Origin of the sequence: Terribacillus sp. JSM ZJ617 (genome assembly GCF_044383785.1) — a bacterium.
Taxonomy (GTDB): Bacteria; Bacillota; Bacilli; order Bacillales; family Amphibacillaceae; genus Terribacillus.
In genome coordinates this window covers 150,238-168,490 of sequence record NZ_JBISEQ010000006.1, presented here as the reverse complement: position 1 = coordinate 168,490, position 18,253 = coordinate 150,238, and the positions used below count along the sequence as shown (strand labels likewise).

Here is an 18,253-nt window from a genome sequence, read left to right as displayed (position 1 = left end):
TTCATAGGTATCATCGCTACAATATGTACTTATGAAAAGGACAGCGCGAAATGCATCGAGACTTTTGGACTATTATTGTAAAAAATGTATCCATTCCATTACATTTTAACTAATAATATGGAATAATAGTGTATTGTAACTTAGATAAATAGACCATAATATACACCTCATGTCCATACATAGTCCTTAATGCTCAATCTCAAACCTAATTCTTTAAACCTATAATCCAACTACATATACGAGGTGATCTTACTTATGCTTTTAAACGAACAAGGCATCGACAACTTAATTAATGAGATAGAACAAAAATCAATGAACCTGGAATCTATTGATTTTACTTACAACCCGAATCCAGAAAAAACCTTCACTAAAATCTCTGGTATGGGCTTTTCCGGAATTGCTCAAGATGAAGACTATTACGAGAACATTAAAGAGAATATTATTGCTGCGGAGACAAGTTGGTTTGAGCCGATGTGCTCGCACTTAAATGCAAAATTAGATGCTACAGTCGCAGTAATGCCAGAGGGGGACTTTGACAGCAACAAAGTTACAATAACAGCTAATCTACAAGTTCCTAAATATAAATTGAGTATTTACGAATTCTTATATAAGCATTTAACTCGATACGCTATTTTTCATCAGAGTATTAGCAAAGTAGAGGTCCTAGGCTACAAAAGTGAATTAGCAAATATTATCTTCACTATCACTATCGATTCAAGAAATGTAATTCAGACACTTAAGAATCGGGTTGTAAACAAACAAATAATTGAACAGTGGATACACGTTATAACTTCTGTTGCAAAGGAAAACGAGGAACAACATTCATATAGGAATCATTTTGATGTTGTCAACGGAAAGATGAATACCCAAACTAAGACTGAGCTAATCTCAGGTTACTTCGTCGTTAAAAAGAAGGGATTCAGCGGTGCGAACTAAGATATTAATGCTCTCTCTACTGCTTCTGCTTTTAGTACCAACGTTGGCAACAGCTGCCGATTCATCAGTTCCGTCTTACTTTAATAACAATGCCGCATTTCAACAGGGTTTAAATCATGATGATGATAAATTTTTAGGTTTAACAACTAACTCCGCAGATAAATATGTTCCAACAGCTGCTTTTATCTTTAATGCAATCTTTACTATAATGACGCTGCTTGGAATCATACAGCTTGGTTATTCTTTAGTAACCAAAACAGGTTTTAATCTGAAGGGTGCAACAGGGATCTTAATCTACACTCCTTTAGTTGTGGTTATAGTCCGGATATTTTTCATTTTCGTATTTACAACAGTTCTACCGAATGTTACACTGATTATCAACGATATAATCAGTTTAATTCTCGCTATATGCTTATCAGTTTCAGTTGGAATGGTTCTGATTGGACTTATAATGAAGCTCTTTCACCATTTCTTAAGGCATCCAGAATATTCTAGATGGTCCAAGCGCTTATTTGTAGGTGCAGCTGGATTAACAGTTCTTTCAACGATTACTCCTATAGTGATGTACAGCATATAGCCATTCGAGGTGTATATAATGGTACTTAAATTAGTTGTAGACAATACGAAACAAGAACAGATTTCATGCAGAAACAGCTGCGAGTTATTTGATCCGGTGACCGCTTCTTGTGGGTTAGGCAAGGATGCTAACCCGTTCAACGATGATGCTTCCAGATGCAGAGATATCTTCTGGTCCAAATCTAATAACCCTAATAGCCAACGAAAGGCTATTAATATTAGGGGGAGATTAATCGAAGATGACTTTGAAGTAGATATCGATCATATTGGTGATCTTAAAGAAATGACTAATCCCGCTAATGTCTCAGAAAGCGATTATCCTTTCGTTCCAGGAACTAAGCCAGAACTACCTGGAGCATATTGGTTTATTTCTAATGATAGAGAATATGGTTGTTGGATTATTAATAATTCTAAGCAGCGGCTTAGTCTGGTACAAGATATTGAAAGTCCGTCTGGAAAGACTGTCTACAAGAGTCCTGTACCATTACATAACCATAATGCATCTAAAGCAATACTTAACAGGATGGCTTGGATTGTAGATGCTGATGGTTATGGCCAATATGGTTTGTTAATCAACGGTAACATCTCATTCTTAAATACAAATGACTAGGGACACCCCGAAAGAGAGTGCATTGCACTTTCTTTTGGGGTTTTTATGTTTAAAGGGGCTAAGTAATATTGAATATTTATCACCTGGATTCTCAATCTAGTTATAGAGAAGGAATCAAGAACATTTTGGAAATACACTTTACAGGAATTAAGGTAAAATCATACGACTTTTATAATTATAAGGAGCAGGAACCCACCAGCTCTGACTTGTTAATAGTGGAGCCCTTCGGAAATCCAGAAATAGCTCAAATTGTGATTGATCGACATTTGAATAGAGATGGTAAAGTGTTTATCTTATCGACGGAACTTCATAAAAAGACAGCACTAGAATATTTAAAGATGGATGTAAAAGGCTATGCAACTAAAAACATCCTTACAATGGATCTAGTCCGAGCAGTTCAAGATATCATTGAGGGAAAAAGATTCTATGTCTCATCTGTAGCTAGTTACCTCCATGAGCAATATTTAGAAAATTCTCCAATAATTACTTGCAATTAGTTCTTTTTATGATATATTTGTTTTATGAATAGGAGGTTTTCTTATGAATAAAACAATTGCAGTTTTCGGCGGATCTCATGAATCTACACTTAAGAAACTAGCTAAGCAGCATGGATGTAGTGTCCTTTTCCATAATGGTAAGACGAGAAATGGAGGTAATAAGAAGGAATTTAAGAACATCATTAAAAAATCCGACATTGTTGTCTGCCTCTATGGAGCTTGCGGTCATGTAAGTATGGATTGTGTAAAAGAGGTTTGTAAGAGATTAGAAAAAAAGCTTCTCTTTCATAAGATGGGGGCATCTGGAGCTATAAGCTTATGTATTGAAGAATTGAGTTAGGAGATGAAAAGTTTGAAAACCGCGTACCTAAATAATGGTGAAGTAATAGATGCTCTAGAATACATAGAAAGCATACACGGCAGCGAAGTATATTGTATTGATCAATCTTGTAAAGCACCGGTGATTTACGTATCCGGAACAGACACCAAATCCCCTTATTTTAAGACATCAGGAAAACATAATTCAAAGCATAGCCATGATTGCGGTTTTTTTAGAACACTAGATTTTAAGGAGTCCCTTCAAAAGATAGAGGACTATCAAAAAGAACTCATAGGCACCGGTTTTAAAGAATACATCATAAAATTAAACTTCAATAAGATGGATCCTGAGTACATTAGTAAATCAACTGAACGAGCTGCAGAGGATAAGAGTAAAACAGAAGAAAGAGTAAAAGTTAAACCTGATAGCAGCACACCTCAAACAGTTACTTCTTTAAAATCAGTATATAAATTATTCATCTCTAATGACCTAGACATTCTGAGCTCCATTATACTTAGTGTTAAGGGATTTAAGATTCCAATATCTGAACTGATACTTGGTCAAAAGTCTATACACGACAAACTTTGGAATGATGAGTTGATACCCCGCATGCCATATTTCGTTTATGGAAAGATAGAATTTGCTGTAAAAAGAGAAAAGGTAATGTACATTAATTTCGAGAAGATAGATGATACTAAATTGACCGTTGTCTTATTCGATAAATATTTCAAGTATTTCTCCTATGAGCCAGAATCATTAATTGGAAAAGAAGTCATTGTCTGGGGGGATGTTAGGAAAAACAATTACAAAAACGTAAATTCTACAGAAGTAGTAATTAAATCCGATAAGTATATTGAGATAATAAACTAAACAATGTTGCTAAGGAGATATAAGGTAGTTGTATAACATATTTAGAGGAGAATGAGCTATTGTACTTTAAAAGTGACACACACAAATTTTTGTATAAAAAAATCTTACAGCGACTTAGCTTAAGAAAGCCTAACAATAGATGTGCATCATTTACTTACCTGGTCGCATCTACAGAAAAACTCGATATTATAAATGCCTTTTCACCTTATGAAATTGATACGGAAATGATAAATAATTTATCCCAAAAATGGACATCAAAAAACAAACAATTGCTTGAGTATGGTTTTCAGATTTTGGAAGGTTCTAAACTTAATCACTTATCCGAGGCAGAGCAGGCTCTGATTTGTTGCATTTTACTAGAACCGGAAAAGCTCCCAAGCGTGTCAGATAAAGTTTTATCTGATGATTTTTATCGCACAAACCATCAGCAGATTTTTGATACAATAATCAGTATGTCAAATAGTGGAGATACAGTAGATCTTATAAGCGTCACATTCGCACTTCACGATGCAGGGATATTGGAGGAAATAGGCGGGATTCCATATTTGAACGATTTGGCTAGCACCGTTACCACAACTGTAAACATAGATAACTATGCTAAGATAGTAGTAGAAAAAGCACCCCTGCGTAGGATTATACAATCTGCAACGGAAATTTTGACCTCAAGCTTCTCTAGTGAAGCAACTATTATTATGTCACCTCGTCCCTGATTAAAAAGGTTCACATCCTAATTAGCATCATATGTTTACATACGTTCTACAACTAGACTAAAAGGAGCGAAAGCTAATGTATTATAAGAGTGATATTCATGAGTCTTTATATAAGAAAATACTTCAACAACTTAGCTTAACAAAGCCTAATAGGGAGTATGAAGCGTTTGCTTACCTGGCTGCATCTACTGAAAAGACAGATCTTGTACAAGCCTTTTCTTCATACGAGGTTGATACGGAAATAATTTATGATCTATCCCTAAAATGGTCAGAATCAGAAAAATATATGCTTGAGATCGGATTTCAACTGTTTAATAGTTCCAACCTTTTCTACGATGAAGTTGATGGTCAAACTGATCACTATGGAGATCCTGTCTATAACGCCAAATATCCAACCTGGGGTAAGATGTTAAGTTCAATGGATAAGGAAAATATAACTGTTGTTCTTTCTGCAATTGATTTTCGTTACACGGGAAGATAAATAGGTGCACATGCCAAGAGTTGCATGTAGTTCAAGAATTACAACACAAAGCGGATTCCCTATCTCATGATAGAGGAGTCTTTTTTATTGGTATGGCTACTTAGGGAAAAGTGTATTTTCTCCGGCGAATAAGTTTAAGATAATTATATAAACCACAAATACCTATACATTCTTTGGTTTTTAAGAACATACATTCGCGTTATACTTACGAATGAGAGGAGGGATCCAGATGGCAGATGAAGTGCAAAAGGCAGTTTTAACTTATATTTCGATGCAACTTTCTTATAAAAATTGCCAGCTTGACTTAATAGAATCAAAACCACGAGTTATAGAGAAATTTGATAAGATAAACCTACAAGCAGGCTTTATAACTACTAGATACACAGAGGCGGTAATGCAGTTACTTAAAGCAGATATGAAAGCCCTACATAATAAGTACAATTTATTTGTCGAAGTTACAAAGAAAGGATCTGGATGGCGTACCTATGAGTATCGAACAAGATATGGAAGCGGCAGCTTCCGAATTAACAATGAAAGATTACTGCATTTAATTAAATCGACTAGTGCTGCCTATTTTTCAGATGAGCGTGTGAAGTTACAGCCGAAGCCTTGGTACTGAGCTCCAAATTGTATAATATCGCTTAATCACTACTAAAATCTAAATAAAAAAGGACTTCCCTTGTTGCTAGGAGGCCCTGTGATGCATCATTTATATCTACTTTTAATATAATGACTCATACCACATACCACATACCACATACCACTACTGTAGAATATTATCGAGATCATCCAGAATAATCTTTCCACTTCTATTTGTATCTAAGTACTTCACTTTTGCTGATAAAATACCATTGTGTTTGTCAGATTCAATTCCTTTTAGAGTTACATAACGACCGCGATGCTTCTTTTTTTGTTTATTCAATGGATTAACAACATATTGATTCCCAGGCTTGAAATCAATAGCTCTAATAATTTCACCATTTCTTGTTACTTTTAAAACAGTTTTGTCTTCATAAAGTTTATAGTTAAAAAAATTCATCAAATTCCCCCTATACTTCTGTCATTATTTATAAATTTTCTCATAGGCAATAAGGAGCCGCAAGTAGCAGCTCCATATCTATTTATTAATTAATGAGTTCTGATATAGATATCTTTATTTCGTCGTCATCCGTATACGAATCACTGTTATCATCTGTGATGTTAATTAAATATTGCTTTTCATCGTAATTGAAAGTTGCCCTCTTCTCAAGTCCAGCCTCTACTTCCTGTAATTCATACCCTGGAGCATCCACAACAAAATCAGCATCATCCATGTTATACGCCCTTTTAACTTTAATAGATACTTGCCCCTCTATCACTGTAAACGTGTCTCCTACTTTATGCCAGGTTTCCTCATAGACAACTAGTTTACCAAGTTCCACTTGTTCTTCATATTCCTCTATCTTTTTTTCTAACTCAACAATTTTTTCTTTCCTTTGAACTAAATCGCTTTGTATAGGATTAACTCTAATATTCTCAGAGACTAACCAGGTGGCTACAATCACAGTAGCAGCTACTCCACCAATTATTTTTATTGGATGTCTATCTAATATCTCTCCAATATTACCCAATTCTTACACCATCGCCTTCTTCTATATATTTGCCATGTATTATTCTAAACGAAATTAATATCTAATATATTTAAATTGCATAAAAATCCTTTGGTTTTTTATATAAACATAATGAAGCTCAAAAATTGACGTTCATTAAAGTACACTTTAAAGAATAGAGAAGTACTAATAATACAAACTTATCCAGAAACCACGTCTTAAAATAGTCTTGATAGTCCTTAATCCAGGCCATATAGAGATAACGATACTTTAAATGCATGCGCGTGCATGTGAATGCATTTAAAAGTATGAATGCGCAAAGGTTCTCAATAATTTAATAAGGAGTGATGTAATAATGACAGCTCTAAATGATACAATGACGTTTCGCAGAGGTCTGACGTTAAAGAATCGCGTTTTAATGGCACCAATGACTACGAAAATGAGTGATGATGATGGTGTAGTAACACCGGATGAACTTAAATATTATCAGTTAAGAAGTGGAGAAGTTGCAGCAGTTATTACTGCAGCAGCTAATGTTCAAGATAATGGAAAAGGTTGGGAGGGTGAGTTAAACGTAGCATCTGACAAATTTATTCCTAGTTTGACTAGTCTAGCTTCCACAATTAAAAGAAACCAAGATTACCGTCTTCCGGATAACTTAGAGGAGTTAAAGATCCCTGCAGAGGGTGTAAAGCCCATCCCCATGTATCTGGATGATACAACCAATGACCGATTGGACGAGCTAGTGTCCATTGCTAAAAACTTAGGAGTTGCAAAGGTCAATCGTTCTTCTATGATGCGTCATATCTTAAATAATTTAATCCGAGATATAAAGAATGGTCATGAGTTCTCAGGGGAGCGAGAAACAAAAGGAATTAATCTCTACCTGGAATCCGGAACTATGATACTCCTGCAAGAGTTTATACCATTCCGAGATAGAAACGCTGCAATAGAGTTATTCATTATGAAGGACTACAAGCTTACGGATAATTTGTCCAAGCTTCGCTTTAAGCCGGTTAATACCGAGCAGGGATATGTTGCACTAGAAAAAGAAGCTATTTAGTTGCTGGACGGTTATGTGAGCCAAATAGGAGACAGGGATATTTCCAGAATGTCGATTCTTCGGGATGTTATCGAAAAGATTGTAGAGAAATTCAGTAAGCAGAGTTTCCAAACCCTTGTAGCAGATCGTCAGTTATATAGAGCTATGCAATCATATGAGCAAGTATTTAGTCGGAGCGAATTGGAGAAAAGAATCAACACGTATCTTAATAAAGAACAGGATAAATAAGGAGAGATTTTATGAGAAATATAAATATATCATCATTTAAATATACTCCTTATCAGTTTGTCTATAAAATGCTAAATGAACCATCAGACGGAAAAATGGAACTATCAATTGATGCAATCATTCTTCATGAAGAGGGAACACGAGATGATATCCAGATAGACATAGAAGCCTATAAAATAAGCTTTACAGACTTTGTAACGTTACGTGTAGCTGAGGAAGAAACTTATTATGAAGAATCTGTAGGATGTGACTTTTCTAATTACCTGACGTTCAGATAGTTGAGCGTTATTGAGCTTCCGTTAGCGTATGCATGTGAATTTATCTCCTCCGGCTATAGTATAAAAGGCAATCGCTATAATTCAAATACTGATACTTACGGTACTTTAACGGGAAATTGTGATTATAATGTTTACTTTCTTTATGTTTTGCCTAAATAGCAAGATAATTCATATGGCACTTCGAGTTGAAATGAAATTACAGTTAGCTTATCGAGGGAGTAACGGATATCAAGGATTAATGGCAGACAATAATATTTTTGAAATTGAATCTTTGGCTTACAGTTATGAAATTCGTTATCAGGGAGAAGAGAGATATGTACTGGATAATGGTCTGAGGCAAAAAAAGAGACGGCTTTAGGCAGCCATCTCTTTTTTTGCTGTGAGTTTTATCCAACATCTAGTTAGAGCAGATAATCCGTTTCGTGTTTTGGTGTGTTGGCGTGGAAGAACATGAATCGAATTATCTGTTTTAGGTTTGCCATTTTGCTAAAAATTTATTCCACAATGATTTCAAGTGAGCCGGGAAAAAAGACAAAGTTTATTAAACGCTATGTTATATCGGTGTAGATGCCCCCATATTCGACATAAATGAAAAGAAAGACAATGCCGGTAATTTTGGCAGTCTAAACTTCATGATTCCTTAGATTTTGTCGGTTACGAATTTGATGGAAATGGAATCTAGTTGCGAGAAATCCTTGTTCCAGATGGATATAAGTAATAAAACTGGAGAAATAACGTTTTACGTAGCTTATAGCAAGAATTCTGATGTGACTGGGGATTTCGATACGGCCAAGCTCTATAAAGATATTCTACAAGCTTAAAAGAGAATGGTGGGGGGAATGGTGGGGTATGATACTGACTGCGCTTGCTCTAAAGCATACAACTGTATTTTAAATGGATTATAGAAATAATTGCTGAGGATAAACCCTATAGAAAAAGCGCACAAGCTGCACCCATGCGCCTAATGTATTACATCATGGATTTCGGAGGCGTATCGTGATAGAGGAATGGAGCTGGCTTCAGTTTAGGCGCTCCTGCAAATGGCTCTGGCTTCGCAACATAATTGAACTGTCCTCTGCCATCCATACTTGGTCCGTTCGCCCAACGCCCCTTGGAGCTGGCATCGCCTCTAGAGAAATTGAACAATGTATAAGCAACCTCTTGTTTTTCCAAACTTCTAGGAAATGTTGTTGGTACAACAATATCCCCTTCCCGCTCTTCCAATTCCCTTATTGCAGCTACCCACTGATTCTGGTGCATCGTATCCCTTGCAATAAGGAAAGACAACATATCCCGCACACCCGGGTCATCCGTCATCCCGTATAGACGCGTTACTTGCAGACGCCCTTGCGATTCAGCATTGAGATTGGCACGGAAATCAGCAAGCAAGTTCCCGCTGGCAATGATATATTTAGCGTTCCAGGGGTATCCTTCTGCATCAGCAGGCAGTGCCCCCAACCCGGAGACAATTGCATGCTGCGGGTTAGTGCCACCCATTACTGCAGCCAATACCGGATTAGTATCATAAGCGTTCTTTTGATCTTCGAAAGGGGCATCATCCAGCAGTCTGGCAATCATGGTAGCAAGCATCTCAACATGCGCTATTTCTTCCGTACCGGTATCGAAGAGCAAATCCCGGTATTTATCATCCGCTCTTGCATTCCATCCCTGCATTAAATATTGCATCATGACACTTATCTCACCAAACTGCCCGCCCAATACTTCCTGAAGCTGCCTTGCAAAAACCGGATCTGGCTTAGCTGGCTTAGCGTGGTATTGGAGCTCTTTGATGTGATAAAACATCTTCGTCCACCTCTTTCGTCTTTATCCTACGCCGAATTATATGAGATTCTGAACGAAAATATCCATAAAATCCATCGCAAAAGCAACAATAAGAAATGATACTGCTTATTATCCTTAGGGATTCTTGTTGGATTCTGGATTAATTTAATTTTCCAATTTAATGATATAGCCAACTCAATAAGTAAAATCAGAAAATAACTTGAGTAGTGAACTGTCTTCGGTTAATTATTTATTATGAGACGTCTTAATAGAAAGCTCTAGTTGCTACTAATGCCCTCCGTTAATACAATCTTGACTTGATGAAGTCTACTTAAATCAGAGGATCGGATTTGCGGATTTTAATTATAACCGCGGTAAAGCCGCTTTAGTATATTCGGGTATTCTGTGACTGAGGGGGGGAACATAATAAATATATAAATTAATGTGCATAGTAAAAAAGAAAGATTGTTAAAGGAAGGGTTCAATATGAAAGTTAAAATAGTACTTACTCTATTGATTTTGGGAAGTCTGATATTTTTGGTCGCCTATTACTTTTTTTTGATACGAGAACTTAAGGACCCTTTAAGTTTTTATTAGAGGAAGGAGATATATGTCGGTCAGAAGAACTTATTCGTAAGGAGAGTATCTGGCAGCAGTTAGTCCTATACGCAGTGTTCCTTGAGGAGATAATGAGTAACTCAGTGCATTTAGGAGGAGTTTATGCACCCTTTATTCGAAAAAGCACTTATTGAAATGGTTGTGTTGAGACTGTTTTCAGGTGGGATTGAGATAACTGCAGCAATGCTAATGCTGAAGATTAATGATTTAGAGAAAGAATTGGTGATCAATAGTTCCCTAGCAATCGTCGAATCATTGGTTTTGATAGTTACCACGGCAATCGGAGTGGCGGTATGGCGGAAAGTATCTCTTTCAACAAGGTACTGTGGATTCTACTGGGAGTCGGAATCATCTTTTATGGGATGAGGCAAAAAATTAATATGGAAAACCCACCTAAAGTCAGACATGAACTCTTCATGTGGTTTTGCTTTATTGGTATTTAAAAAAGAGATGGTTGTAGGCCCATCTCCTTTTGATTACCAGAGCAGAATAATCCGATTCGTTTTGGTACAACAGTGTGGAAAGAACATGAATCGGATTATCTGTTTAAAGTTTGCCACTTTACTTGAAAATTATTCGAGCATTTTTATTTTATGCCCACATATAGGCTCGATTTAATGAACAGGGAAAAAGAGCAAGGTTTGTTTATATGGTATGATGTTACCTCACGTTGGACTACATAATGCCTTAACTAGCGCTCATGTCGTAAATCCTGTTTAGGACGAGAGGTCCCTATGATAAGCTGTGGGTAGATTTCCCCAAATAAGATAAAGACTTAGCAGTAAGAGCCCGTCGTCAACAAAATAAAAAGAAAGCGATCCCAAAACACAAAAAAAGCTAGGCAGGTAGCCTAGCTTTGTGGATAGGTTTCCTATCGTTCTCATAGGATTTAATCCATTATATTCAGGTCGATAAAATATGTTACTCTTCCTGTGTCTTGGTTCGAAAGACTGGTCTATTGATCAATATTTTGTTGCTGCAGGGTGAAAATCATCTAAGACCGTCCATCTGAAAATGGCTGTGTCCTTATTAATGTAAGCATGTAGCTCGGTAAAGTGTATAAGTGCTCATGGACTATTGATTTATCGATTGTTTTTTTAGAAATCAGGTGTATTACTTTTGAAATAGGGAATTTATTTCAGGGGGGGATCATGTGCAAGATTTTGAAAGAGAGTTGTTTCAAAGAGAAGTAGAGCGACTTAAAAATGATTATTTAAGGTGTCCTGAGGATTCTCTCAAAAATTACATTCAAATTGAAATTAAACTATTAAAAGAAATAATTCGAAAATAAAGAATCCACTATAAACTAGTGGATTCTGGTTCCTAAAACGAGTTAATTGTACAACTAGCGGCGTTCTCTGGCCTTTTTTTGCTTGATAACATATATTAATAGGTAAATTCCTAACAGCGTTAAAGTGAAGTAAAATATCAGTGTTTCGATTGGGTCCATTACTAAATAAGGATTAAATATACCTTGCAAAGATGCTATTGCAGTTTTGCCTTGGAAGATATCTATTATAACAATCCAAGCACCTAATGTCACAAATAATAACAATGAAACCCCCACAACCTTCATACGGAAACCCCTTCTATGTTTTTTTCTTTGTATTTATTTTCTAATTGGATTTTTCCGATTTCTAATATAAGCTACAACCAGTAACAGAAACGGGAGGATTATTTGGAATGGAAGATGGAGATACATGGGAACAACCCTAAATCCTTCATGAAGATGCTCAGAAATACTACTTGCTATAGAGATTGATAATAGTAAGACAATGAACCCTACAGGATATACAAGAGCTGCAGAATCTTTGATTTTGAACAAATTGGCTGTACCCATAATGGCTACGTAGAAAAAAACACTTATTTTAATGAATCCGCCAATTATGACACCAATAATAAAAAATACATCAAGCCTTTCGAGAAATTCAGCTATATCAATTGTTTCTATGGTGGAAAGGAGCGGAAATTGTGACCGGGATACTAATTGAGGTCCAAGGACACTTATATTAATGAACATAGTCACTGAAAGTATCAATCCTGCAACTACTACTGCTAGTATGCCTGCGATCTTTCCTTTTTTTATATTGTTTAAATAGGGAAAGATCATCGCAAACACCACAAGTTCACCAAATGGAAGGAAGGTAGTTTCTAATATCGATCTTAAGAATTTCGCGACGCCTTTTTCCAATACAGGCCTTAAATTATTCATGTCAATATCCCCGTTGAATACAACAAGTATAAAGGAAGTTGCAGCCAGTAAAAATACTAAAACGACGAGTAATTCAGCTACCCTGGACAGGCTTTCAATTCCTTTTCTGACTGTATAAACAATCAGTATCATCCATAACAAATTAATAACAAATAACGGGGTTGTGGTATAAGAAATGGTGACTAGCATTTCTCCAAAATCCCGAAGTATTCGAGCCGAAAGATAACAAAAATAAATTACATATAAGAAACCAAGAATCTTTCCTAGAAAAGTTCCAAAGATTCTTTGGCCATATTCTGTGGCTGGTATGTCTGGGTAATAGGAGTGAAGTTTGTAGTATATTAAAAACAAAACTGTGCCAGCTACTGTACCACCTAGAATTGCCAGCCAGGCATCCTGTGCCGCGCTTATTCCAGAAGGGAGAATTAAAGAACTCCCTAGTTGAAACAAAAGCATGAGCACAAAGAGTTGCCTCGAATTAATTTGAGCAGGTTCCATCGTGTCGCACTTCCTTCCCATTACTTCTATTTTATCTCAGATAGAAATGAGTTATTTCGCAGTTCGGTTCCTCGAATAAAGGTATCTACTTTAACTTCCACATCTAGATTTGGAAAGATAACACTTTCCCAATCCTTTCTAACCGTTTTCCATAATTTTAAATCCGTTCGATGTATAGTATCTCCAAATCCAAATATATCAGCCTTGTGTTTTTGACCTTGATGAATTGCCTTTTCAATTTCTTTCTTGATTTCTTTTTCGATTACATTTTCCATATCATTAAGTATATCTGGGTCTTTGAGGTCAATAGGCGTTTTTATTTCACTAATTTCTCCTTCTGCCCTTACATTCACTGTAATATGTGGTTTCCCATTTCTATTATCTACATTTATTCTTGTTTTTTGACGAACCACTTGGAAGGAAATTACTTGTTTTTTTTGCTCCCAATCAACGGCCATGGTTGTATTTTTAATCTTATTTAATGTCCACACAGCCCCTCTTGCAGATTCACTACTGAGCCAGTCGATAAGTTTTCCATTTTTAAATATAGCGAGTCCATCTGCTTCAATAATGGTACTCTGATTAGTCTCCTGGAGGTTTTCCTGTTTTTTTCCTTCTTCGGGATTCCCTTTGACAGTGAAACCGCTAATTAAAGGATCTATTCCTTCCGTTATAAGCTGGTTGATTACATCACTCAAATTAACATCTACGCTTTCACCCCAATGCTCTTGAGTAGATATTATATTCTTCATGATTTTTTCGGCGGGGACATTTTCAATGGTTGTTAATATCTTAAGCATATTTGATGCAAGTGTATCACGAGCTATTATTATTCTTGTTGTAGTTCGAAATTGATTGCCTCGATCAAAAGCATCTAGAAATGACGCTATTCCCTCCTCCCTTGCTAATTCCTCACTAAAAATTAACAGATTGGCGTGAGAATAGTATGGCTCTCGTGAGATTTTTTCGGATATTTTACCACTAATTTCTAAGAAGGTATCACCAGTTGCTGAATAGACAGATACCGGTGGACTTTGGCCTCCTCCACCTCCCTGCAGGCTGTTGGCTATGTTTCCAGGAATAAAAAACTGATATGTTCCTAAATATCTTCCTTCTTCGTTTTTATCAATTGCAATAGCGGCAACTATTGCAATATCCGTCACTTCTTTCTTATCCCAACAACCCGACAAAAAAATAGAAAAACTGATTAGGATTAATAAAAGAAAGTATTTATTTTTATTCATTATTTTTGTCCCTATCTATCTTTTGATTTTTCATTACTCTTGCTTGAGGAGGGATCGGCCTTTGATTTTCTCCTTCGCGTATTGAGTTGTTTGGGTTGATAAAGTCTGGCCGCTTTTTAAGAACATAAAGGTGCACGGAACACAGTATCCTTCAGGTCCGCCGGGTTTGAAGGAGCAAGTGGCGACATATAAGGTACACCAAATGAACGTAAACTACATAAGTGGACTAGTAGCATGATAAATGCCAGCATTACACCAAAAAAGCCAAAAGTAGAAGCACTTATCATAAAAATAAATCGCAGAAGTCGCGCGGAAATAGCAATGGCAAATGACGGAGTGGCAAAACTGGCTATTGCTGTAAGTGCTACTACAATGACAATAGGTGATGATACAATACCTGCTTGCACAGCTGCTTGGCCAATAACAAGCCCTCCAACAATTGATACTGTTGAACCAATGGGATTAGGGAGACGTATTCCTGCCTCCCTCAGAACTTCAAAAGTTATTTCCATAAACAATGCTTCCAGAACAGCTGGAAAAGGAACGGTCTCACGCTGAGCAGTGATAACTAGCATTAACTGTGTAGGTATCATCTCAACATGATAAGTAGCTGCTGCTATATAAATAGCTGGTCCGAAAAGAGAGATGAAAAATATGAAAAAACGCATGAAACGAATAGCGGAAGAGATATCAAATCGGAAAAAGTAATCGTCTGGAGACTGGAAAAATTGCACAAATACAACAGGTACTAGTAAAACAAAAGGCGTACCATTTACAAAGATAGCGACTCGACCTTCAAGCAGGTTTCCAGCAGTTATATCAGGTCTTTCTGTGTTATACACTTGTGGAAAAAAGCTAAAAGGTTGATCTTCTATGAGTTGTTCCACGTAGCCGGATTCCAAAATACTATCTATTTTTATTTTTTTTAGCCTTTTCCGTACCTCTTCGACTACACCGTGATCAGCTATGTTATTCATATACATGATGGAAACATCTGTATTAGTTTGAGTACCTATTTTCATGGATTCAACCCACAGATTCGGACTTTTAATTATCCTACGTACCAATGCAATATTGGTTGTTATGGATTCTGTAAATCCTTCCTTTGATCCACGGATAACTTTCTGGGTGGTAGGCTCTTGGATAGCTCGTTTTTCACCGCCGATTGTACTAGTTACGGTAAGCGCTTGATTTATCCCATCGATTAATATGAGTGTTCCGCCAGCCATCAATGTTTCAAATAGCTCATCCCAATCTTGTTCTTTTTTTATGCCGCTTAACGGAATGACATCCTTTGATAGCTTGTCTAAGATTTGTTTCAAATCAGATTGTCTTTCGTAAGAGTTCGTATTTTTCATTAGTGATTCAATTAAAAAATCTCTTATTGATTGATCATCAACTAATCCACCTATAAAAATCACTGCAGCCTTCAATTTTGTAGATCCGATTGTTAATTGAGTGACAAAAATATCAGGGCTTCCGCCAGTTTTCTCCTTGAGTATGGAAAGGTTGTGGTCTAGACTTTCTGATACTGAGTAGGAGATGTTTTCATCAGTCTCTTCTTTTTTATATTCCTTTTTTTTTTGCTTGAAAAAAAGGGGCATGTTCTTCCACCGTCCTTTCTTTTTTCTTTTAGACTGAGCGTCAGACCAATTTTTATACATTCTTCTTAATGTTTTCTTGGATCAATTAACTAGATAACGCTCCTACCAGTGTTTTCAAATGAAGTGACAGTGATCTAAATAAAATAAGTTATAGAATAAATATAAATTGATGTGGTTATAATTTTTAAAAAAAGTACAAGGGGTGACCTTTATGGGAGATAAAGAACTGGCCATTAGTTTGTATCAAGATGTGCTAAATGGAAAAAGAAAAAGATTTCCTAATTACTTCTTTACAGGAGCACAAGGAAAAATCTATCTCGCTTATATGACACGTTACCTTATAGAAGAATACTTAAAAATACCTATGGAAAGGATACCAAAAGAAGTAAAGGCAGAAACTCTTTGGAATCATCGTTTGCGTCCTGCTGCACATACATTGGGGTGGAGAGATTTTATGAAAGTAATAGATAATGCTTATCCAGGAAAATATCATATATTAGAATTTAATCAAGTTCCGTGGAGGTATTGGTATGGCGAAGAGGGTAGAGAAAGAGCAGTCAAAGTCAAACAGATATTATAGAAAACAAATGTAAAATACCCCATCATGAAATTCCTACAAAGGTTAATCATCATTTTTTCAAAAAGAACCATCTCGGTGGAATTTTCAATGCATTTAATGATTCTCCTTACCAAGTAATTGAAGCAGTATATCCCGGTAAATTCAAACCATGGGAACTCGGTAACGTTCCTTCAAATTTTTGGGGAAATGTAGAAAACATCAATAAAACATTAGATTGGTTCCTATTCGATAAATTAGGCTTCGCTAGTTATGAAGAGGCGAATGAGAAGATAAGGAAGGAGGATTTTATCGAACATCAGTTCTCTGGTTTCTTTCAGAGAGCTTTCAATTCTCGGGTTAGCAATGTTAGAAAATTAGTGATGGAATTATGTACTTCGCCTCCCTTAAGAAAAAATGGACATGAATATTAAAAGACATAAATTTAAATATTATCTTCCTCACGTTCTATGACATTTTTGTTATTATTGCTTATAAGACTGGATAGGGTATCGCTAATAAAAAGATAGCTGGCTATATGTACTACAGGCACATTGTCACCTGCACTGATTCTAGTGGACATACTCTAAGCAGATAGTCTTTTAATAATTCATACATAGTCTCTGTAGAACAGAAAAACGACCCTCCACAGGGTCGTTTTTGGTCAGTCTTTGAGCAAATCATTCGCCTCAAGGAAGTCCTTGGCAACACGTTCTACACTCTTTTGTTCGATATCCACTTGATAGTTCAATTCTCTTAAGGAATCCTCAGTCAGAGCGTTCTGGAGCGGTTTCAGAAGTTCTGTTATCTCTGGGTGCTCATCCAAGGTATCTTGGTTGATAGAAGCTGCCAGGTTATAGGATGGGAAGAATTCCTCGTCATCCTCAAGAATTTTCAATCCTAGAGATTTGATTTGTGGATCAGTAGAGAACCCTTCTGTCACATCGATTTCTCCATTTTCTAAAGCGGAATAATAGAGACCGATTTCCATTTCACGAATACTGCCATCCTGAACATCGAAGCCATAATGCTCCTCCAGACCAGGTAACCCATCTTTACGGTTAGCGAATTCAGTTTCCATACCGAAACGGAGTTCGTCAGGATTATCCTTTACATAGGCAGCTAAATCACTTATTGTATCAATGCCCAGCTCATCAGCTTTCTCTTGCTTCATCGCCAGTACATAGGTATTGTTAGCATCGGTTAGATTAGTCCATGCTATGCCATTTTGCTTATCCAGTTCCTGAATTGTCTTCATCGCTTCATTTTTATCAACGATTGGATCCTCATTCAAGTATGTTACAAGTGCAGTACCTACATATTCCCAAGTCATGTCAACTTGCTGTGTTTCAATCGCTTGGCGCATAGCGGAAGAACCGAGATTTTGGATTTCTTCCACATTATAGCCGTTATCCTCTAATACAAAGGCAGTCATCTTTGTAAGTAAAAGCTGTTCGGTAAAGCTCTTAGCTCCAACAGTGATATTTTTACCGCCAGGGCTACATGAGCTTAATACAAGTAGTAGAGAAGCTAATAAGGCTAATAGACATAATTTTTTTCTCATGACATCTGGTATCCTTTC

23 protein-coding genes and 1 pseudogene are annotated in these 18,253 nt (G+C 36.4%); 16 read left to right on the top strand and 8 right to left on the bottom strand.

Features of this window, described 5'->3' with window-relative positions:
- Positions 1-255: 255 nt before the first annotated feature.
- From ACH6C1_RS17410 to ACH6C1_RS17370, 9 genes are all read left to right on the top strand, one after another.
- A complete protein-coding gene (locus tag ACH6C1_RS17410) occupies positions 256-936 on the top strand; it encodes a hypothetical protein (RefSeq protein ID WP_374079335.1) in 681 nt (226 codons plus the stop codon).
- Positions 926-1,513 carry a hypothetical protein gene (locus tag ACH6C1_RS17405; RefSeq protein ID WP_374079333.1) on the top strand — a complete coding sequence of 196 codons (588 nt, stop codon included), beginning with the start codon at positions 926-928 and terminating at the stop codon, positions 1,511-1,513. The genes ACH6C1_RS17410 and ACH6C1_RS17405 overlap by 11 nt, the downstream gene beginning before the upstream one ends.
- Before the next feature lie 18 nt (positions 1,514-1,531).
- Entirely contained in the window at positions 1,532-2,122 is a 591-nt protein-coding gene (locus ACH6C1_RS17400) for a hypothetical protein (protein ID WP_374079332.1), read from the top strand.
- A gap of 68 nt (positions 2,123-2,190) precedes the next feature.
- Positions 2,191-2,619: a hypothetical protein gene (locus tag ACH6C1_RS17395; RefSeq protein ID WP_374079329.1), complete on the top strand. Its 429-nt coding sequence runs from the start codon at positions 2,191-2,193 to the stop codon at positions 2,617-2,619.
- A gap of 43 nt (positions 2,620-2,662) precedes the next feature.
- Positions 2,663-2,959, top strand: a complete 297-nt coding sequence (locus tag ACH6C1_RS17390) for a DUF2325 domain-containing protein (RefSeq protein ID WP_374079327.1) — start codon at positions 2,663-2,665, stop codon at positions 2,957-2,959.
- A gap of 12 nt (positions 2,960-2,971) precedes the next feature.
- Positions 2,972-3,808: a hypothetical protein gene (locus tag ACH6C1_RS17385; protein ID WP_374079325.1), complete on the top strand. Its 837-nt coding sequence runs from the start codon at positions 2,972-2,974 to the stop codon at positions 3,806-3,808.
- Positions 3,809-3,867: 59 nt separating this feature from the next.
- Positions 3,868-4,518 (top strand): DnaB-like helicase N-terminal domain-containing protein, encoded by a 651-nt coding sequence (locus tag ACH6C1_RS17380; protein WP_374079322.1) that lies wholly within the window; start codon positions 3,868-3,870, stop codon positions 4,516-4,518.
- Positions 4,519-4,594: 76 nt separating this feature from the next.
- On the top strand, positions 4,595-4,999 hold the full coding sequence (locus ACH6C1_RS17375; RefSeq protein WP_374079320.1) for a hypothetical protein: 405 nt from the start codon (positions 4,595-4,597) through the stop codon (positions 4,997-4,999).
- 229 nt (positions 5,000-5,228) lie between these two features.
- Positions 5,229-5,618 carry a hypothetical protein gene (locus tag ACH6C1_RS17370; protein ID WP_374079318.1) on the top strand — a complete coding sequence of 130 codons (390 nt, stop codon included), beginning with the start codon at positions 5,229-5,231 and terminating at the stop codon, positions 5,616-5,618.
- A 144-nt stretch (positions 5,619-5,762) separates the two neighbouring features.
- Here ACH6C1_RS17370 and ACH6C1_RS17365 read toward each other — a convergent pair whose 3' ends face one another.
- The gene (locus ACH6C1_RS17365) at positions 5,763-6,038 is read right to left on the bottom strand and encodes a hypothetical protein (RefSeq protein ID WP_374079315.1); all 276 of its coding nucleotides are present in this window, start codon (positions 6,036-6,038) and stop codon (positions 5,763-5,765) included.
- An 85-nt stretch (positions 6,039-6,123) separates the two neighbouring features.
- A complete protein-coding gene (locus ACH6C1_RS17360; protein WP_374079313.1) occupies positions 6,124-6,609 on the bottom strand; it encodes a hypothetical protein in 486 nt (161 codons plus the stop codon).
- A 334-nt stretch (positions 6,610-6,943) separates the two neighbouring features.
- On the opposite strand from ACH6C1_RS17360, the gene ACH6C1_RS17355 reads away from it, so the two are divergent.
- Genes ACH6C1_RS17355 through ACH6C1_RS17345 form a run of 3 tightly spaced genes read left to right on the top strand, consistent with a single transcriptional unit; the run spans position 6,944 to position 8,157 of the window.
- Positions 6,944-7,651 (top strand): oxidoreductase, encoded by a 708-nt coding sequence (locus tag ACH6C1_RS17355; RefSeq protein ID WP_374079311.1) that lies wholly within the window; start codon positions 6,944-6,946, stop codon positions 7,649-7,651.
- A complete protein-coding gene (locus tag ACH6C1_RS17350) occupies positions 7,652-7,879 on the top strand; it encodes a hypothetical protein (RefSeq protein WP_374079309.1) in 228 nt (75 codons plus the stop codon).
- An 11-nt stretch (positions 7,880-7,890) separates the two neighbouring features.
- Positions 7,891-8,157, top strand: coding sequence for a hypothetical protein (locus ACH6C1_RS17345; protein WP_374079306.1), 267 nt, complete (start codon positions 7,891-7,893; stop codon positions 8,155-8,157).
- Positions 8,158-9,126: 969 nt separating this feature from the next.
- Here ACH6C1_RS17345 and ACH6C1_RS17340 read toward each other — a convergent pair.
- Positions 9,127-9,960: a manganese catalase gene (locus tag ACH6C1_RS17340; protein WP_374079303.1), complete on the bottom strand. Its 834-nt coding sequence runs from the start codon at positions 9,958-9,960 to the stop codon at positions 9,127-9,129.
- 699 nt (positions 9,961-10,659) lie between these two features.
- Between ACH6C1_RS17340 and ACH6C1_RS17335 the strand changes: the two genes are divergently transcribed.
- Complete coding sequence (locus ACH6C1_RS17335) at positions 10,660-10,923, top strand: DUF2619 domain-containing protein (protein WP_374079300.1); 264 nt, start codon at positions 10,660-10,662, stop codon at positions 10,921-10,923.
- Between the two features lie 787 nt (positions 10,924-11,710).
- Entirely contained in the window at positions 11,711-11,848 is a 138-nt protein-coding gene (locus tag ACH6C1_RS17330; protein WP_374079297.1) for a hypothetical protein, read from the top strand.
- Between the two features lie 54 nt (positions 11,849-11,902).
- Here the strand turns inward: ACH6C1_RS17330 and ACH6C1_RS17325 are convergent, their stop codons facing one another.
- The 4 genes and pseudogenes from ACH6C1_RS17325 to ACH6C1_RS17310 all read right to left on the bottom strand — a co-directional run bounded on the left by ACH6C1_RS17325 (position 11,903) and on the right by ACH6C1_RS17310 (position 16,115).
- The gene (locus tag ACH6C1_RS17325) at positions 11,903-12,133 is read right to left on the bottom strand and encodes a YczF family membrane protein (protein ID WP_374079295.1); all 231 of its coding nucleotides are present in this window, start codon (positions 12,131-12,133) and stop codon (positions 11,903-11,905) included.
- Positions 12,134-12,166: 33 nt separating this feature from the next.
- Positions 12,167-13,267, bottom strand: coding sequence for a GerAB/ArcD/ProY family transporter (locus ACH6C1_RS17320; RefSeq protein WP_374079293.1), 1,101 nt, complete (start codon positions 13,265-13,267; stop codon positions 12,167-12,169).
- Positions 13,268-13,293: 26 nt separating this feature from the next.
- Positions 13,294-14,511, bottom strand: a complete 1,218-nt coding sequence (locus tag ACH6C1_RS17315) for a Ger(x)C family spore germination protein (RefSeq protein ID WP_374079290.1) — start codon at positions 14,509-14,511, stop codon at positions 13,294-13,296.
- Positions 14,504-16,115, bottom strand: a pseudogene (locus ACH6C1_RS17310) (spore germination protein). Before ACH6C1_RS17310 ends, ACH6C1_RS17315 begins: the two are co-directional and overlap by 8 nt.
- A 211-nt stretch (positions 16,116-16,326) precedes the next feature.
- Between ACH6C1_RS17310 and ACH6C1_RS17305 the strand changes: the two are divergent.
- Together ACH6C1_RS17305 and ACH6C1_RS19580 are read left to right on the top strand one after the other, a co-directional pair.
- A complete protein-coding gene (locus tag ACH6C1_RS17305; RefSeq protein ID WP_374079287.1) occupies positions 16,327-16,695 on the top strand; it encodes a DUF4046 domain-containing protein in 369 nt (122 codons plus the stop codon).
- On the top strand, positions 16,689-17,105 hold the full coding sequence (locus ACH6C1_RS19580) for a DUF4046 domain-containing protein (RefSeq protein ID WP_483887694.1): 417 nt from the start codon (positions 16,689-16,691) through the stop codon (positions 17,103-17,105). The genes ACH6C1_RS17305 and ACH6C1_RS19580 overlap by 7 nt, the downstream gene beginning before the upstream one ends.
- 230 nt (positions 17,106-17,335) lie before the next feature.
- On the opposite strand, the gene ACH6C1_RS17300 is transcribed toward ACH6C1_RS19580, so the two are convergent.
- Positions 17,336-18,235: a glycine betaine ABC transporter substrate-binding protein gene (locus ACH6C1_RS17300; RefSeq protein WP_374079285.1), complete on the bottom strand. Its 900-nt coding sequence runs from the start codon at positions 18,233-18,235 to the stop codon at positions 17,336-17,338.
- Positions 18,236-18,253: the final 18 nt, after the last annotated feature.

Coding starts and splice junctions, on each gene's coding strand:
- ACH6C1_RS17410 (WP_374079335.1), top strand. CDS start 256: ATGCTTTTAAACGAACAAGGCATCGACAACTTAATTAATGAGATAGAA.
- ACH6C1_RS17400 (WP_374079332.1), top strand. CDS start 1,532: ATGGTACTTAAATTAGTTGTAGACAATACGAAACAAGAACAGATTTCA.
- ACH6C1_RS17390 (WP_374079327.1), top strand. CDS start 2,663: ATGAATAAAACAATTGCAGTTTTCGGCGGATCTCATGAATCTACACTT.
- ACH6C1_RS17375 (WP_374079320.1), top strand. CDS start 4,595: ATGTATTATAAGAGTGATATTCATGAGTCTTTATATAAGAAAATACTT.
- ACH6C1_RS17370 (WP_374079318.1), top strand. CDS start 5,229: ATGGCAGATGAAGTGCAAAAGGCAGTTTTAACTTATATTTCGATGCAA.
- ACH6C1_RS17365 (WP_374079315.1), bottom strand. CDS start 6,038: ATGAATTTTTTTAACTATAAACTTTATGAAGACAAAACTGTTTTAAAA.
- ACH6C1_RS17355 (WP_374079311.1), top strand. CDS start 6,944: ATGACAGCTCTAAATGATACAATGACGTTTCGCAGAGGTCTGACGTTA.
- ACH6C1_RS17345 (WP_374079306.1), top strand. CDS start 7,891: ATGAGAAATATAAATATATCATCATTTAAATATACTCCTTATCAGTTT.
- ACH6C1_RS17340 (WP_374079303.1), bottom strand. CDS start 9,960: ATGTTTTATCACATCAAAGAGCTCCAATACCACGCTAAGCCAGCTAAG.
- ACH6C1_RS17335 (WP_374079300.1), top strand. CDS start 10,660: ATGCACCCTTTATTCGAAAAAGCACTTATTGAAATGGTTGTGTTGAGA.
- ACH6C1_RS17325 (WP_374079295.1), bottom strand. CDS start 12,133: ATGAAGGTTGTGGGGGTTTCATTGTTATTATTTGTGACATTAGGTGCT.
- ACH6C1_RS17320 (WP_374079293.1), bottom strand. CDS start 13,267: ATGGAACCTGCTCAAATTAATTCGAGGCAACTCTTTGTGCTCATGCTT.
- ACH6C1_RS17315 (WP_374079290.1), bottom strand. CDS start 14,511: ATGAATAAAAATAAATACTTTCTTTTATTAATCCTAATCAGTTTTTCT.
- ACH6C1_RS17305 (WP_374079287.1), top strand. CDS start 16,327: ATGGGAGATAAAGAACTGGCCATTAGTTTGTATCAAGATGTGCTAAAT.
- ACH6C1_RS17300 (WP_374079285.1), bottom strand. CDS start 18,235: ATGAGAAAAAAATTATGTCTATTAGCCTTATTAGCTTCTCTACTACTT.